Annotated in this window: 12 protein-coding genes; 9 read left to right on the forward strand and 3 right to left on the reverse strand. The window is 66.8% G+C overall.

Annotation, left to right across the window (positions count from 1 at the left end; all coding sequences use genetic code 11):
* Positions 1 to 80: 80 nt before the first annotated feature.
* The gene (locus M2271_RS34130; RefSeq protein WP_280891296.1) at positions 81 to 2,714 is read right to left on the reverse strand and encodes an AAA family ATPase; all 2,634 of its coding nucleotides are present in this window, start codon (positions 2,712 to 2,714) and stop codon (positions 81 to 83) included.
* 152 nt (positions 2,715 to 2,866) lie between these two features.
* A complete protein-coding gene (locus M2271_RS34135) occupies positions 2,867 to 3,349 on the reverse strand; it encodes a hypothetical protein (protein ID WP_280891297.1) in 483 nt (160 codons plus the stop codon).
* 199 nt (positions 3,350 to 3,548) lie between these two features.
* Here M2271_RS34135 and M2271_RS34140 point away from each other — a divergent pair, with 199 nt between their 5' ends.
* The 8 genes from M2271_RS34140 (at position 3,549) to M2271_RS34175 (ending at position 15,449) form a co-directional block, all read left to right on the forward strand.
* The gene (locus M2271_RS34140) at positions 3,549 to 3,857 is read left to right on the forward strand and encodes a hypothetical protein (protein ID WP_280891298.1); all 309 of its coding nucleotides are present in this window, start codon (positions 3,549 to 3,551) and stop codon (positions 3,855 to 3,857) included.
* 335 nt (positions 3,858 to 4,192) lie between these two features.
* Positions 4,193 to 5,539: a hypothetical protein gene (locus M2271_RS34145; RefSeq protein WP_280891299.1), complete on the forward strand. Its 1,347-nt coding sequence runs from the start codon at positions 4,193 to 4,195 to the stop codon at positions 5,537 to 5,539.
* A gap of 80 nt (positions 5,540 to 5,619) precedes the next feature.
* Positions 5,620 to 6,138 (forward strand): DUF6221 family protein, encoded by a 519-nt coding sequence (locus M2271_RS34150; RefSeq protein WP_280891300.1) that lies wholly within the window; start codon positions 5,620 to 5,622, stop codon positions 6,136 to 6,138.
* Between the two features lie 146 nt (positions 6,139 to 6,284).
* Entirely contained in the window at positions 6,285 to 6,644 is a 360-nt protein-coding gene (locus tag M2271_RS34155; RefSeq protein ID WP_280891301.1) for a PadR family transcriptional regulator, read from the forward strand.
* Positions 6,641 to 7,489, forward strand: a complete 849-nt coding sequence (locus M2271_RS34160; protein ID WP_280891302.1) for a hypothetical protein — start codon at positions 6,641 to 6,643, stop codon at positions 7,487 to 7,489. Before M2271_RS34155 ends, M2271_RS34160 begins: the two co-directional genes overlap by 4 nt.
* Before the next feature lie 133 nt (positions 7,490 to 7,622).
* Entirely contained in the window at positions 7,623 to 8,150 is a 528-nt protein-coding gene (locus tag M2271_RS34165) for a hypothetical protein (RefSeq protein ID WP_280891303.1), read from the forward strand.
* 91 nt (positions 8,151 to 8,241) lie between these two features.
* Entirely contained in the window at positions 8,242 to 11,454 is a 3,213-nt protein-coding gene (gene drmD / locus M2271_RS34170) for a DISARM system SNF2-like helicase DrmD (RefSeq protein WP_280891304.1), read from the forward strand.
* Positions 11,451 to 15,449: a DNA methyltransferase gene (locus M2271_RS34175; protein ID WP_280891305.1), complete on the forward strand. Its 3,999-nt coding sequence runs from the start codon at positions 11,451 to 11,453 to the stop codon at positions 15,447 to 15,449. Before drmD ends, M2271_RS34175 begins: the two co-directional genes overlap by 4 nt.
* Positions 15,450 to 15,486: 37 nt before the next feature.
* Here M2271_RS34175 and M2271_RS34180 read toward each other — a convergent pair whose 3' ends face one another.
* On the reverse strand, positions 15,487 to 16,356 hold the full coding sequence (locus tag M2271_RS34180) for a type IIL restriction-modification enzyme MmeI (protein WP_280891306.1): 870 nt from the start codon (positions 16,354 to 16,356) through the stop codon (positions 15,487 to 15,489).
* A gap of 128 nt (positions 16,357 to 16,484) precedes the next feature.
* Here M2271_RS34180 and M2271_RS34185 point away from each other — a divergent pair, with 128 nt between their 5' ends.
* Positions 16,485 to 17,270: a tyrosine-type recombinase/integrase gene (locus tag M2271_RS34185; protein ID WP_280891307.1), complete on the forward strand. Its 786-nt coding sequence runs from the start codon at positions 16,485 to 16,487 to the stop codon at positions 17,268 to 17,270.

Here is a 17,270-nt window from a genome sequence, read left to right on the forward strand (position 1 = left end):
CCTCGTCGCCTCTTTGCATCCGGTCTTGGCTGCTACGTTTTACTGAGGCTGTGCGGCTGAAGTTGGCCACCAGGGCTCACTCATCTCTGAGTGTGCGACTCAAATCCACTGCCGGGCACCGGTAGCTCGGACAGCAGCCCGCCGGTCAGCTTCTCCGTGCCGTCCTGGATGGCACGCACCGCTGCGGCGCGGAGCAGGTAGGCAAGTCGGCCGACATTGCCGCCCGTTCGCCGGTACAGGGTGTGGGACAGGGCGGACAGCGTGCCTGGCGGGTGCGCGCTCAGCCGGAGGGCTTGCTCGGTGTCACGCAGGAGCCGCGTCCAGGCCTCGTCTTCGGGAAGGTCGGCCAGCGCAACGGGCAGCAAGCGGCGGTGCGGGAGGCTGGCCAGGGACGAGGCCAGCAGGTCTGGCGCGTCGAGTGCCGCGTAGACGAAGGTGGCCGGCACCCGGTCGCACAAGAAGTCCAGGGTGTCGGCGGTCCTGGTCCGGGTCCAGCCGGGGCCTCCCAGGTGATGGGCTTCGTCGACGAGGATGAGGCTGGTACGTGCCTCCCGTAACGCGAGGCTGACACGGTGCGCGAGGTCGCTCGTCGTGGGCCCGCCGCGCAGCGGGACGCCCAGGGAGCGGGCCAGCTCCGCCATGAGCTGACGAGGTGACGTGGCGGGCGGCAGTCGGACATGGATCGCGGGACGCTGCCCGGCGGCGGGCGGCTGAGGCGCTCGCCGCAGGTGCTGGACCGCGGCCTGCCTCAGGGCGGTCGTCTTGCCGGTGCCCGGCGGGCCGTACAGCAGGACTCCGTGACGGCTGCCCAAGGAGGCCTGGTTGAGGAGGACCGCCTCCTCGATCCGGCGTATGGCGGAGGCGATGGCCGGGGCCGGCAAAGGGAGTTGAGCGTGATAGGCGATGCGCGCAGAGTCGGTCCGGGCGGCTGAGCCGGCTTCGGCTGGCGTCGCGTCCTCAACCGTGATCGCCCGGGGAGACGCGGGGCGACCGGGCGCGGGCGACGCCGACCGCCCGGCATACACGGCAGCCTGCTGCAATCCCGCATGCCCCAGGGACTCTCGCAGCGTACCCGGCACGCCGGGCACCACCGGGGCTTCCAGCCACCGGCCCTCAGACCCCTGTACCCACACGCGGCGCAGGTCGTACGGATCCCAGCGCACCGGAACCTGCTGCCCGCCCATGGCACCCGTGGACCGCGAGGAACGCAGCGGATCCAGAGCCGGAGCGTCGTAGGTGCGGCCCGCCAGGTGCACACCAGTCGGCCCGATGACTCGGGTGGCCGCATCGAGCCGTTCGGCAAACTCCTGTGGAGGCAGGGGAGTGGGCGTCCACTGTGCGTCGGACACCAGGGACTCGTACCGCCCCATGGGCGTCCGATGTACGTCCGGGGGCGACGCGGCGACGGGGTCGTCGGCGTACGGCCACACGCGCGCGACCCAGTAGTCCAGCAGTTCCTGGACCTCCTCCGCCGACCACCCGGACGTGCCCGGACCGCGGGGGGCGAACGTCAGCAGGTGGTCCGTGAACAGCGAGGCCGCTCGCGCCAGGGAACGTTCGACATCGCGCCGTTCCGGCTGAGTCCGGCTTGTCTGTCGTACGTGAATCCCCAGGCGTCCACAGCAATCGCGCAGCACAGCCAGGCCCGGCCAGGCCGCGCTGTCGAGCACGAGAGCGGACGGGCGGACCAGCGGCGCCCGCTCCCCAGGCCCGAAGCCCGGCGCGTCCCCCGCCCCCCGGCCGCGATCCGGGCTGTCCAGGCCGGGCCACCGGTGGCGCTGGTCCTGGGGTACGCACATCCGTGCCAGCAGGGCCGGTCCCACGGACGGCAACGGCCTGGTGGCGAACACCACGGCCGTCAGGATGAGCCGAGTCGCCTCGTCCACCGCGAACAGGATCCCCAGACCTCCGTGAGACCCGTGCCCGTCATGAACCGGCACGGGCGGGTGCACCGTGCCCAGGTGCACACGTTCTCCCACCTGTGAAGCTCTGTCGCTCCCGGCCTCAGGCGCGGACGCCTGACGTGTCAACTCGGTGCACAACCGGTGGATCGCCGAGCGGGAGGGCGCGGACAACTCACCGCGGCCGATCGGCCCCGCCAGTCGCCGCGCGACCTCCGCCCGCACCCGCTCGCTTCCTGGCCGCCGCCCCGCGACGGGCGTCAGCACGATGTCCCGTACCGCCTCCACGATCCGCGGATCGAGCCGGGCCCCGGGTGCCTCTCGCCGCCCGGCTCGTCCGTCCACCAGACCGGCCACCCCCTGGGCCTGGTAGCGCTGCCGCTTACGCCGCACCGTGCGGGCCGAAACCCCAGTGCCCCCAATTTCCGTCAGCTCCTCAGCCTTGGCCTTCTCCCGCTCGGCCAGCGAGTGGCACGCGGGGTCGTACCCGGGACGGGGCCTCGCGTTGGGCGCGGCGTCGGACGGCAGCCCGGTGAGCACCTCAAGGATGTGCGACTCCCACCACAGCGCCCGCTCCAGGGACGCGTCACCGGAGCCATGCGCCGCTCGCCGGTGGTCGGTGCCGGCCACGGGCCGCAGCACGACGAAACCGGGGCTGAACAACAGCGCCAGCACGTCCGACTCGTGCTCGTGGCCGCATTCGTCCGTGAGCGTGACCTGCCGCCCGCGCACCGCCGTGATCGTGTACGCGGCACCGCCCCAGCGGACCTGGTCACCGACCGCCAGCCGGTCAGGCCACAGCCGTCCTTCCACCCCTTGACTCCGAACCCTTTGACCTTGACTCCGAGCACGACAGGAACAGCCTGCTCCCACCTGGCTCTCGTACGCCATGACGAGGGGCATCCTGCCCGACCTCGTACGCGCGGAACACCCCGTACCGGTCGGGGACGTTCTCCGCGCCCCGCTCAGCACACCCCGAAGCGCCGCAGGTGAAGCCCCGGGGCGGGGAGCCCCGCGACCCTGCCGAGTCCGTCGATGTACGGGTGTACGGAGCGGCGCAGTTCGCCCAGGGCCTCCGCGAACGCCGCGTACTCCTCCCACTCCGCCGGGGCGTGGCCGGGGTGCGCTCGCTCGTACGCGGCCAGGCGCGGATGCCACACGGACAGGAACGGGCGAAGGCCACGGGTGAGGATGGCCATGGCCAGCCAGTGGACGGGCACGCCATTCGCCGAGGGCGGCGGGTCGGCCTTCGGCTGGTCCCGGTACATGGCGAAGAGGGCGTAGAGGGAGTTGAGGGTGTTCCGCGGCGTGCCGCCGCCGTCAGCGTCGAGCCGCCGCCCGATGCGCGGTGCGGCCTGGAAGAACATCCGGGTCGCGGCCTCCCGGGCCCTCGCGTCCGACGTGATCGTGAATTCGCCCTCAGGAAGCGTGACATGAGTTCTGCGCACGTGTGGGTGTCTCACCGTACGAACGTACCAACCTACTCAGGGGGACATCGACGAAAGGTGCCCACTGGGTGGCTCGACACCCGGGGATGCTCCGCCTGCCCCCGAGGACATCTGTGAGACCCGCGGTTGAGCGGGAAGTGACCTTCCGGTGGGGTCGAGTTTTCGACATAGCGGCACCGGCGGGAGAACTATGGAGGCCATGAGTTCCTCCAACACCACGGTCCCGGTCACCTTCTCCGCGGACGAGTACGCGGCCGTCGCTGAGCAAGCTGCCCAGCGCGGCGTCCCCCTCGACACCTACATCCGGCAGGCCGCCGCCCAACGGGCCCACGACGGGAAGTCCAAGAACGCCTTGATCCAGGAGATCGCCGCACGGCGCGGGCAGAGCGTCAAGGAGCTCCTCAAGCCCGGCTTCCTCATCGACACCGACGACATCATCGACGCCGAGTTGGACCGGCGCCTGCCCGCGGCTCTCGGCACCCAGGCCGAGCCCGAGACCAATCGCTAGCTCAAGCCGGCGACGTTCAGCACGTTTCGTATGTCGATCAGTGTCTTCCCGGTCCGTTCGGCAGTCTCCGGCACCGGCATGCCGGCCCGGCGCTGAGCGATGATCGCGGCAGTGACCTTTCGGCAGGCCGCGACTCGGCCACGGCCTGCTCCAGCACACCCTGCTCACCCGTCATACCGTCCATCGTGACAGGACCCGGCGCCCGCTCCGTCGTCATCTGAACCGCCTGCGCCTCGTCGGCCACGGTTCGGAAGGCGAGCCCGGGGACGGGGACGCATCACGGCGGTCCGAGGGATAGGCTCGTTCGTCTGCCGGGCCGGAATGGAGTGACCATTGTGAGCGTCTACGTCGCGACCATCGAGCAGGACGGACACGGCCGCTGGACGGCGTCCGCCGACGGCCTGACCGGGACCGGGAACGGCTACACCGCCGCCCGCGACACCCTCACGGACGCCCTGTTCGCCCGGGACGGCGAGGAACCCGAGCTTCGACGAGACCGCACCGAGATCCCGATTCCCGGCCGCGCAGAACGCACTCCCGACCGGCTCCTGGCCCTGGTCGCCACCGAGTTGCCCGACCAGGCCGAGAAGCTCGCCAGCTCGCTTGAGAAGGCCCGCGGACTGGACGCGCGGGACGGCGAGGCGTTGGCGGTGACCGCGTGGTGCGTCGAGACAGCCGGGCTCATCGTCACCCACCGGGCCCGCCCCGCCGGCGAGGATGTCGAGCCGGCGTTCGTGCCCTGGACCAAGCCGGACCCGCGCGCCGGCAACGATGTGTTCCTGTCCTGCTGGAGCCCGCACCAACTCGACGACCTCCCCACTCTGACCAAGATCGCGGACGTCCCCCGCACGGTGCTGGGCATCCTTGATGCGCTCGCGCCGACCGAGCGGGTCCGGGCATGGCAGGAGATGACGACCGCCGAGCACGGGCCCGCCCTGGACCGGGCCATGGCCCGCTGGTGGAACATCGCCATGGTCATGGGGACCACCGCGCTGCAGCACACCGTGAAGCAGAGCACGAAGCGCCTGACCGCGGGAGACCGCGGCACCCCGGCGACCGACCTGCCCGCCAGCCGGGCCCTGGACGACCTCCACCACGACCTCACCGACGAGGAGCAGACCGCCCGGCGCACAGCCTGGGACCGCTCGCAGCGGGAACAGGCCGAAGCGCGAGATGCGCGCGAGGACGCCTACGTCGCCGACCTCGAACGTCTCCTGGCCGACGCCAGGCAGCACCGTGACATGCAGCTCGAGCACCGGCGGCGACGCCAGACCGTGAGCGATGCACGCTCCCGCATCGACACCCCGGCGCATGAATTCCCCATCGACACCGGCCTCTTCGCCCGCCTGCGCGACGGCCTGCCGATCACGATGCACCTGCCCGCCCGGCCCTGGCGCCACGTGACCACCGGCGAGTCCTGCCACTTCGTCTTCACCAGCGAGACCGAAGCCCAGCTCGCCCGCGTCACGAACGTTAGGCACTACGACAGCATCGAAGCCTTCGACCACGCCGGCGAGCATGCAGGCACCGCCGGCACCACGCCCACCACCTGGAAAGAACTCGAGTCCTACCCCGCCCAGTGGGGCGGGATCATCACGCTGACCGCCACACCCACAGCCGAGCTGGTGCTGCACCACACCGCTCGGTCTCCGCTGCCGGAAGCAGCCGTCGAGCCGGAGTGACGCGGACAGCGTCCCCACCCGGCGCTGAGACCCGCTCCCGGGCTGTCCGGCCCAGGACACGGGTCGGCACAATGATCGCGATGGCGACGAACAAGTACGAGGACGACTGCGCGCACTGCCGACGTCGGCTGCCACCGGGAGCGGGGACGCTGCGCAAAGGCCGGACCGGATGGCTGGCCTACTGCCCTGCCGAGGCCCCTGACCCGCGGCGGCCGGGTCCAGTGCTCGAGCCCCGCAACCCGGACCGGCGGCGGCACGACCCACTGGCGGCATTCCTGCACGCCCGCTTGGACGAGGACGAGGAAGGCACCGACGGCGACGGCACCTCCTGGCGGCACCACCCTCCTCGAAGCGGCACCGTCATCGACGACCACGACCAGCCCGTGCTGCATACCCGGCGCGACGTCGCCACCCACCTGGCCACCTGGAATCCGAACCATGTCCGGGAGAACCTCACGTCCCAGCGTCTGATCGTGGACCTCTACGAGGCCGCCAGCGGCACCGCAAAGGAAGCGCTGCACGACGCGGTCCGAGCACTCGCCATGACCTACTGGAGCCACCCCGACTTCGATCCGTCCTGGCTCCTGCGGGAATGGTGACGCCCTCCGACCGCACCGCCCTCCACGCCTCATTCCGTCCAGCGGCGCAAGCACCGGAAAAAGCCCAACTCCCCTCCCTGAAACTTCACTTGAGGACTCTCGCGTTCCACCTTGCGGCTTCTGATGCATATATAGAGTTAGGAGTCGTGAGGACCCCCTTTCGCATCACGTCGGCCACGCTCGACGTTCTCGAAGCGTTCCTGGCCTCCCGCGAAGAGCTCCACGGTTTCGCGGTCGCCAAAGCAGCCGGCAAACCGACAGGCTCCATCTATCCGATCCTGGCCCGCCTCGAACAGGCGGGCTGGCTCGACAGTCACTGGGAGGCAGAACACCCCGAAGAAGGCCGGCCCCGCCGCCGCTTCTACTTCCTGACCCCGACCGGCGCCCAGGAGGCACGCACCATCGTCCTCGAACGACGCGGCCAGCTGCCGACTCCGTCGGTCGCGCAACCGCCCCGCCCCAAACTCGCGTTCGGCTTCCTGGCCCGATGGGCAGGCGCTTGGTGAACGACGTCTTAACCAACCTGGTCATCCCCACCGCCCTCAGCATGGTCATCGGCGAATGCACCGAGGTCTCGCCCTGGCTCGCACGCCGCGTCCTGCGGCTCGCCGCCCGCCTGCTGGGCAACCCCGAGGCCACCGAGCGTTACGAGGCCGAATGGGTCGCCCTTCTCGATGAGCGCCCGGGCAAGCTGCTGAAGCTGTTCTTCGCGATCTGGATCGCCCTGCGCGGCACCTGGACGCTGCGGTCGATTCACCGGCCTGCCGTCTCCGGGCCGGAGTCACGCTCGGACCGGGCTGCGGCGTCAGACTCGGAAGAGCCCCAGCAGCCTCCCGCGCGCGACGGGCAGCATGACCGGCCCCGTTCCCGGCCGCGGCCGGCAGTCCCGCCCTCGGGCGTCGTGGTCAGGGGGCACTACCGCGTCCGGCGGCGATGGCCACACCGGACGTCGTCACAGCGTCCTCCGAACATGATCCCCCTTGGCCTCACCGTCCTCGCGCTCTGGGCCGTCCACCTCGTCACCACCACGGACGACCTCGCGGGATTCGCCGAAGCGGCCGCCTCGCTGTCGTTCCTCGCGGTGCTGACCTGGCTCTACTGCACGACGACCATGAAACGCGTCCGGTCCCGACTGGCCGCCGCCTCGCTCCGGAAAGAGGACTGGGCACTGCGCATCACGCGCATCCCCGACGGGACGTTCAGGCGCATCAGGAAGGCCCTCGCCGACGGCGAGGACGTGCACCTCGTCGTCCCCGGACACAACGGGGCCAGCTTCGTCCGCGTCATCGACATCCCGCCCCTCAGCGGGCTCGCCGTCGTGGCCCGGCCCCGACGCCGTCCGCAGTCCTGATCCGTTCCGAACCCGGGGCTCTGGCTGCAGGCCGGGGCCCCTTCGGCTTTTCCCAGATCAGATGGCACTGTCAGTGCCTTCTGTCACCATGCAACCTCATTCCGTCACAACATTTCCAGGGAAGGGGCATACGTTGGGGAAGGCATCACGGCGCCGCCGCGAACACCGGCTGGGACAGTCAGGGCCGCGGCCACTCGCCCTCACGTTCTGCGACGTCGACTTCGAACGTGGCTCCCCCGCTCACGGCCGCGGAGTCGAGCCCGCGCCCCCGGAAGGCTGGGTGATCGGCCGGGCCGGGCTCGTCCACGCCGAATGGAACGGCGAGGAACTCCGCTTCACCGGCGACGAGCTGATTGACGGCCCCCGGCCCGCCAGCCGTCTGATCAACGCCCTGCACGGCAAGCAGCTGGTCATCGGCCACGGCATCCTCACCGCCGACCTCCGCGCGGCCTCCATGGTCACCGAGGTGCCCGATTCCCCGCTCAAGCGGACCATCGACATGCTCGCCTTCGCCCACCGCATCCGCGGCAAGCGATATCCCACCGGCTGCGGCCGGTCCGCGCTGGCCAAGCCCGCGTCGCCTTCCACTCCGGGATGTGACGCTACTCTGCGAGACTCCTCCCAGCCCTCGCCAGAGTCGGGGATACTGGTTCGCTGGTGATCCATCTGCCGCTCACGGGTTCGTTGTGACTGGCTTCAAAGGAGGGATCGCCGGGCTGGGTGTGAGGGCGTCGATGAAGGAGTCTCGTCAGGTGGGGACCGCTACGGAACGTCCGCAGGAAGCGGAGAACAGCGCCGGGCGGACGGTGGCGTTGCCGCCGGTCCCCGAGCCGGGGCAGGTCGTCAAGGTTCGGGGTTCCACGTGGGCGGTGTCAGACGTGCGTCGCCAGGGGCTTCCGCGGAGTCCCGCCGATGAGGGAGTTCCAGGCCTGACGCATGCGGTCAGTCTGCAGTCGCTGGACGAGGACCGGCTCGGCCAGGAGCTGACAGTGGTCTGGGAGCTGGAGCTTGGCCACACCGTCGAGCCGGACCAGGGGCTGCCGGAAACCGTACGACCCGAGGCATTCGACGATCCGAACACGCTCGCCGCGTTCGTCGACGCAGTGCGCTGGGGCGCGGTGACCTCAGCAGATGCCAACTCGTACCAGGCTCCTTTCCGCAGTGGTGCGAATGTCGAGGCGTATCAGCTGGAGCCGTTGCGCAGGGCGCTGCAGTCTTCCCGAACGAACCTGCTGCTCGCCGATGACGTGGGCTTGGGAAAGACCATCGAAGCAGGCTTGGTCTTGCAGGAGTTGTTGCTGCGTCACCGGGCACGGACGGCCGTCATCGTCTGCCCGCCGAGTTTGGCGTTGAAGTGGCAGGACGAGATGCGGGAGAAGTTCGGCCTGGAATTCGTGATCGTCAACAGTGCGCTGATGGCGAAGGTGAAGCGCAGCCACGGACTGAATGCGAACCCGTTCCGACTGTACCCGCGTGTCATTGTGAGCATGGCCTGGTTGCCGTCGCTGCGGGCGCAGCGGCTGCTGCGTGACGTGATGGCCGATGTGCGCAGCGCGTCGACTGCTCGGCGGTTCGCCTTCGACATGCTCGTGGTCGACGAGGCGCACCATGTGGCGCCAGCCAGTCCGACAACGGCTCCGGGACAACGCGGGTACGCGGTGGACAGCCAGCGCACCACGGCGACGATGAGGCTGGCCGAGGCATGTGAGCACCGCCTGTTCCTGAGCGCGACACCGCACAACGGCTACTCGGAGTCGTTCACGGCCCTCTTGGAGATGATCGACAGCCGCCGGTTCACCCGCGGCGCCAGCATCGACGAAAAGGCGCTGCGCGACGTGGCCGTACGACGCCTGAAGAGCGAATTGCCGGAGAAGGGATTCAAGGCTCGTCAGCTCAAGACGATCCAGTTCGAGCCGTCACAGGGGGAGCAGAAGCAGTTCGAGAGACTGGAGCGGCTGCTTGCCGAGAGCGCCCGCGCCAACGGTAAGGGCAAGGGCGGCGACATCGTCTCGATACTTCTGAAGAAGCGTTTCCTGTCCAGCCCTTGGTCGTTCGCCAGGACCATGGAGCTGTACGAGGCAGCCGATCCAGGCGACCGCCAGCTGGACCTGGACGACGACGCCGGGTACTACGCCGAGGTCATGGGCAGCGGACAGTCGGACGAGGAGGAAGGTGACGCCGACCACCCCGAGTTCACCGCCCTTCGGCACTCCAAGGGCTCGGACGCGTTGGTCGCGGCCACCGACAGCGAGATCGCCTCACTGGTTGAATGGGGCCTCAGTTACGAGCACAAGCCGGATTCCCGGCTCGAGGCCCTCATCTCCTTCCTCAACGTCCACTGCCGTACGTCCGACGGGCAGCTCTGGACGAATGAGCGGGTGGTGGTCTTCACCGAGTACGCCGCCACGCTCGACTGGATCGCCGGAGTGCTGCGCCAGCGTGGCTACAAGGACAGGCTCGAAACGATCCAGGGCTCGACCCCGGCTGAAGAGCGCGAGAAGATCCGGGCGCGGTTCACCGAGAGTCCCGACAAGCATCCGGTGCGCGTCCTGCTCGCTACTGATTCTGCGGGCGAGGGCATCGACCTCCAGACGCACTGCCACCGCCTGATCAACTTCGACATCCCGTTCAACCCTTCCCGCCTCGAGCAGCGGATTGGCCGGATCGACCGGTACGGGCAGACACAGAGTCCCGAGATCTACCACTTCGTTCCCGAGTCGACCTCCACGACGTATACGGCGGACATGCAGTTCATGGGGATCATCGCCACCAAGGTGGGAACGGCAACTAACGATCTCGTGGGCAAGGTCAACCAGGTCATCGACTCCGACGTTCAGGAGCACTTCAGCCCGTCCGGCGGCAGCCGCAAGTCGCGGCCCACCCCGCCCGACGACGGAAACGAGGTCATCAACCAGGCACTGGCCGGCGGCGTTGGGCTGAACCGTCAGCTCACCGAACTCGCCCGGAGCTACGACGACCGTAAGGCGGCGATGCACCTGACACCGGCCAACGCCCGACGCGTAGTGGACACCGCGCTCGCTCTGGACGCACAGCCGCCCCTGGAGGAAATCGGTGACGACCGGACCGAAGCGCAGGTCTTCGAGGTTCCCTACCTGGGCCGATCCTGGCAGTTTGCCCTGCGAGGCCTGGACACACGGCTGGATCCGGGCGTGCTGCGACCGATCACCTTCGACGACAAGGCGGCACAAGGACGCACGGACCTTGTCCACATCCACCTCGGCCATGCCCTGATGCAGCGGGCCACCCGCACCCTGCGCAGCGCTCTGTTCAGCGTGAACTCGCAGATCAACCGGGTCAGCGCAGTCGTCACTCCCGGTCTCACAGAATCGTGCGTAGCCGCTGTGTCCCGGCTCGTCCTGGTCGGACGCGGAGGCCTGCGGCTGCACGAAGAAGTGTTCCTCACCGGCATTCGACTGCGCGGACGGGCGCTCGCCGAGGCCAAGGTCGAACAGGTACTGGATGAGACCCTGGACGCCGACAACCTGGAACTGGCCGACGAGCAGGTACGCGCCCACCTCTCAGCCCTCTGGAACGACGACGGAGCCCGACTGCGTCCCCGGCTGCTGAATGCGATGGAACGCAAGAGCGAGACTCTGCAGGAGAAGGTCACCCAGACCCTCAAAGACCGCGAACAGACGGACATCAAGCGGGCCCGTGAGATCTTCGACGCGTTCCGAGTCAACCTGCGGGACTCCCGCGACGCGCTGGACCGGGCCATCCGAGCGGAAGAAGAAGACGTCCTCTTCAGCGACGACCAGCAGAAGCAGCGCCGCCGGGACCTCAACCACATGAACGAGCGCCTCGAGAGCCTGGACAACGAGGAGGCCCGCGAGATCGCCTCGATCCGGGAGCGCTACAGCGACATCAAGCCGTATGTTTCGGCCGCCGCTGTGGTGTTCGCACTGACCCCTGAAGACGCGAGGAACGGAATGGTCGAGGCATGATCCGCAAGTACCCCCCGACTGCCGCTGGCTTGCACCGCGCCTGGCTCGAACTGGTCGACGCAGACGGCCCATTCCTCGCCGTGCCGGCCCTCGAACGAGTCTGGCCCCAGGGAATTCCCCAGCCGAACCCCCGGGCCCTCGACGCACTCAAGGACGCCAAACCCGCCTTTGAGAAGGCATGGGAGAACTGGGACACCCACCGCGAAGACACGGCCGCTCTGGATTTGTACCGCGAGGCCCGCGACACCTGGGTCGACCTCGTACTGCGCCAAGGGCTGCGCTGGATCAACTCCTACACCGTCCCCGCGCCGGCCGCCGCCGAGGTGCGCTCACCCGACTACACCGTGACCGTCCGTGCCGACGGCGCCCTCGTCGAAGGCGAGACCACGGGGGCGCTTGTCCTGGTCATCGACCCCGTTGACTCCCTGCGTGATCCGCTCACTGACGGCTGGTCCGCGAGCCCGATCGACCGTATGGACGAGCTGCTGCGCGCCTCCGAGATCCCCATCGGTGTCGTCACCGACGGCCGCTGGTGGGCGATCGTCAGCGCCCGCCCGCAGACCATGGTCGCCTCCGGCATAGTGGATGCCCAGGACTGGATCACGGAGCCTCAGACCCGTAACGCCTTCATCGAACTCCTCCAACGCCGGCGTCTGGTCGGCGGAAAACCGGCCGACCGGCTCACAGAACTGTTCGGCGAGTCCGTCGCCGCTTCGGAGAAGATCACTGAGGCGCTCGGCACCCAGGTTCGACGCGCCGTCGAACTCATCGTCCAGGCCCTGTCCGAGGGAGGCCTGGACGCAGTGCGCGGCGGCGAACCCGACCCGCTCCCGGACCGGCGCGGCGAGGTCTACGAGGCGGCCGTCACCGTCATGATGCGCGTCGTCTTCCTTCTCTTCGCGGAGGAACGAGGCCTGCTCCCCGAGAACGAGCTGTTCGCGATGGGATACGGCGTCAGTGACGAACTCGACCAGCTCGATGCCCGGCAGAACGAGGAAGGCGACCAGGCCCTCGATGCCACCTACCTCACCTGGCACCGCCTCCTGGCCACATCCCAGGCCCTCTACCAGGGCGCTACCTTCGAGGACCTGCGTCTTCCCGAGTACGGCGGCTCGCTTTTCGACCCCTCCCGCTTCCCCTTCCTCACCGCCCGTGACTCCCAGGGCGCCCTGGCCATCACTGTCAGCGACCGCGTGATGCATGAAGTGCTGCGCGCCGTCCAGATCGCTCAACTGGCTGGCGGCGCCCGCCGCATCTCCTTCCGAGACATCGACGTCGAACAGATCGGCTACATCTACGAGGGCCTGCTCGGATATTCCTGCGAGGACGTGGACGAGGTCATTGTTGGACTCGCTGGTCGGGCGGGCTCCGAACCCGAGATGCCGCTCGTCACACTCGAGGAGCTCGCCGAGGCGGCACCCGACGAGGTCGCTCTCGCGGAAGCCATCTTGGTATGGGTCAAAGAGAACCAGCCCGCCGCCAAGCCTCCGACGAGGGCTGCTCTCACCAAGGCGCTCAAGGCCGGCGACACCCTCGACGACACCGAGAACGCCCTGCGTGACCTCACCGATGACGAAGATCTGCGCGAGAGGCTGCGCCCGTTCATCGGCATCATCCGCAGAGACCTGCGAAACCGCCCCCTTGTGGTCGAGCCTGGCGGTGTCCTCCTGGTTGAGACACCCTCACGTGCTTCGGCCGGGGCGCACTACACACCACGCTCACTCGCTGAAGAGGTGGTACGCCACGCTCTGGAACCACTCGTCTACTTGCCCGGCCCTCACCAGACGGCCGATCAGGACACCTGGCAACTGGTTTCCTCGGACGAGATCCTCGATCTCAGGATCGCAGACATCGCGTGCGGCTCAGGCGCATTCCTGGTCGCTGCAGCCCGGTACTTGGCCGCCAGGCTCGTCGAGGCATGGCGTCGTGATCACGTGGCCACCGGAAATGCACATGACCTGCATGTCCGCGCGATAAGGAAAGTTGTCGCGAGGTGCCTCTATGGCGCGGACATCAACGGCATGGCCGTTGAGATGTGCAAGCTGTCGCTGTGGTTGGTCTCCCTCGACCCGAAACTTCCGTTCTCGTTCGTCGACGACAAGGTGCTCCACGGCAACTCTCTGCTCGGACTCACGGACGCCGAGCAGATCCGCGCGCTACACATCACCCCGGGCAAGGGTGCGGCAACCCCCCTCTTCGACCTCGATGATGGCGCAAAGGTGATCCGGCACCTCGACATCGACGGCGTGCTCACCCGGGCGTCGAGGCTGCGCCAAAGTCTCGCGAGCGAGATCAACGTCGATGACCCACAGCGTTCAGCCACCACCAAGCGGCGGCAGTGGCGCGAGTATCAAGAGCTGACCCGACAGCTCACAGACGTCGCCGACGGTGTGATCGCGGCCGGCCTACGCGTCGGAGGCAAGCCGGGCAAGGCACTGACCGAGGCGTACGAGAACCTTCGCATCGCGGTCAGCCTGGCCCACCCCGCGGAGGAGGGTGGTAGGTCCAACCTCACCATGCTCGACGACATCCTCGCCGCAGGCCTCACACCCACAGTGGAGACGGACTACGCGCGCTGGAAGCCGCTGCACTGGATCCTCGCTGTGCCGGACGTCATGGAGCGAGGCGGGTTCGACGCGATCATCGGCAACCCACCGTTCCTGGGCGGCCAGAAGCTCACTGGGACTATGGGCACGAACGTCCGCGACTGGTTCGTCTCCGTGCTCGCGAACGGCCGCAAGGGAAGCGCGGACCTCGTCGCCTACTTCACCCTCCGGGCGCACCAGCTTCTCGCGGCTCGTGGATACACCGGCCTCATCGCCACCAACACGCTCGCGCAGGGCGATACGCGGGAAGTGGGGCTCGACCACATCACGGAAAGCGGCGTCGACATCCGAAGGGCCATCAAGAGCGCACCCTGGCCGTCCGCCTCGGCGGCGCTGGAGTACTGCGCGGTGTGGACTAGCAAGCAGCCGCTTGCGCCCGAGGCGACGCGTGTCCTGGACGGTGAGGAGGTATCGGGCATCACCTCCTCCCTCGACCGCAAGTCCCGAGTCTCGGGTCGGCCATTCCGGCTGGTAGCCAACCGCGGGAAGTCCTTCCAAGGATCCAATGTGCTCGGCAAGGGTTTCATTTTGGAGTCCGAGCAGGCACACGATCTGATCGAGCGTGACCACCGCAACAAGGACGTCCTCTTCCCCTACCTGAACGGCGAAGACCTCAACTCCCGGCCTGACTTCTCGGCAAGCCGCTGGGTGATCAACTTCCATGACTGGCCCGAGGAACAGGCGCGGAACTACCCCGAAGTATTCGACATCGTCGAGCGCCTCGTGAAACCCGTACGCTTGTCAAATAACCGCAAGGTCTACCGGGACTATTGGTGGCAGTATGCCGAGAAGCGACCTGCCATGCTCGCGGCCATCGAAGACCTGGATCGTGTCCTGGTGGTAGCTCGCGTCAGCAAGACGTGTCTCCCGGTCTTCGCCCCAACAGGTCAGGTAATCAGCGAAGCCACTGTGATCTTTACGAGTAACAGTGCATCGGACCTCGCGCTGCTCAGTAGCGGCATCCATTACTTGTGGGCTAGCACATGGGGGTCCAGTCTCAAGGGAGACTTGCGCTATACGCCGTCTGACGTTTTTGAGACATTCCCGCAACCGGCCCTCTCGGCCACGAAAAGCCTGGCCGACCTGGGTGCTCTACTGAATGAGACTCGATCTGCGATCATGCTTGAACACAATCTCGGCCTGACGAGACTTTACAACAGATTTCACGACCCTGCCACCACCGAGAAGGAAATTGGCGAACTAAGAGATATTCACACCCGTATCGATCAAGCCGTGGTGAGCGCTTACGGATGGAATGATCTCGATCTCGAGTACGTTTTTCAGCAGGGCAAGAAGGGGTCTCGTCGCTCCTTTAACGATGCCACCCAATTGGAGACCCTAGACCGCTTGCTCGCCCTCAATCATGCGTACAGTCAAGGAGAAAAATGAGCATCGCGATACCTCGAGTAGAGGGTCAACTATTGACTCATTCCGCACGGCGACGCCCATGGTTTAGTTCGAGTAGCCGATCGAGAATCTCGGCATTGATGGCACCATCGAGGGTGCGGCGAACGCCTTGTCTAGTTTCATGGAAGCCATGTCGAATATCCAGATCGTGCCAGCCGTACAAATCTGCCACTGTGCGATCGATGACCTCATGCGCTTCTCGCAGGGTTCGAATGCCTGCATCAGTGATGACGGGGTCATGGAAGGCATTGTAAAGCTTTGTTAGCCCTTCGCCGCGTTCCATCGCGAGTTCTTTTCGAAGTCGATGCAGGGCTGCACCCTGTTCTGTAAGAGCAGGCTTAAATCTGGGATGAGGAAGAGTCTCATAAGCATCGGAAGGTGAGTAATTTAGATCTGCCTTCATTGTTGATGAATTGCGCCATGCCCAGCTGGTATGAAACGAACTGGACAGGAAAGCGAGATATTCGTCATCATCGACCGCGAAGACGCAGAGCTTATGGGCCAAGACTTGCCGACTAGACGTCCACGTCGGCATCATCGTCCTGCTGACAAGAGCTACCACCAGGACACGATCCAGGTCTTCGATGGCCGCGAGCATGGCAGGTCGCTTCTCGGCATACTGCCACCAATAGTCCCGGTAGACCTTGCGGTTATTTGACAAGCGTACGGGTTTCACGAGGCGCTCGACGATGTCGAATACTTCGGGGTAGTTCCGCGCCTGTTCCTCGGGCCAGTCATGGAAGTTGATCACCCAGCGGCTTGCCGAGAAGTCAGGCCGGGAGTTGAGGTCTTCGCCGTTCAGGTAGGGGAAGAGGACGTCCTTGTTGCGGTGGTCACGCTCGATCAGATCGTGTGCCTGCTCGGACTCCAAAATGAAACCCTTGCCCAAGACGTACGAGCCGATGAACGATCTTCCTTGGTTGGCTACCAGCCGGAACGGAATAAGCCTATTTACTGACTTGGTATGCGAGTCGCCTTCCAGGAATAACCGCGCCGCAGTCGGTCAAGTATTGCGGCATGGTGATCGACAGGTATGTGACGGCTCAGCGTGCGGATGGCTACGCTGCCAACACCATCCGTGCCCGAGTGAACTGCATCAAGGCGATCGCGAAGTATTCAGGCTTGGCGGCTGACGGGATCCGCGCGGAGCATGTGCAGGCATATTTTTCGACTCGTGCGCTTACGAACTGGACTCGGCGTACCTACCTCAACCATCTGGCATCTTTTGGCAAGTGGATCGGCAGTAACCTCATTGAAGGAATCCGGAAGCCGCCGGCTCCCCGTGCCACCCCGGATCCCATTGCGGAGCGAGAACTCAAGGATTTGCTGGGCTCCACGGCTCAACCTGATCACCGTGCGTGGGTGCTACTCGGAGCCTACTGCGGGCTTCGTGCGCATGAGACGGCCAAGCTGGCTGCCGAGGATCTGCATGAGAGCAGTGACGGGCAGACACTTCTGCGCGTAGTGGGCAAGGGAGGGCGGACCGACGTGGTCCCGGTGCCCCCTGTTGTGCTCGCTGCGCTCAACCGTCAGAGCAGTGGGCGGTTCTGGCCCGATCTTCGTCCTGAGAAGGTCTCGCGCTCCATCTCGCGGGTGGCCAAAGCGATGGGGATGAAGATGCGCTATCACCAGCTTCGTCACCGCTTCGGGACCGCCGTCTACCGGGCTTCCGGGCAAGATCTCTTGATGACTCAGAGGCTCATGCGGCATGCATCCCCTGCGACCACGGCCGGTTACGCAGCAGTTGCTGATGATCGGTTTCAGGAAGTCGTCCGGGATCTTCCCGGTGCCCTTCACGTGTGA

This window comes from Streptomyces sp. LBL (assembly GCF_029893585.1).
Taxonomy (GTDB): domain Bacteria; phylum Actinomycetota; class Actinomycetes; order Streptomycetales; family Streptomycetaceae; genus Streptomyces.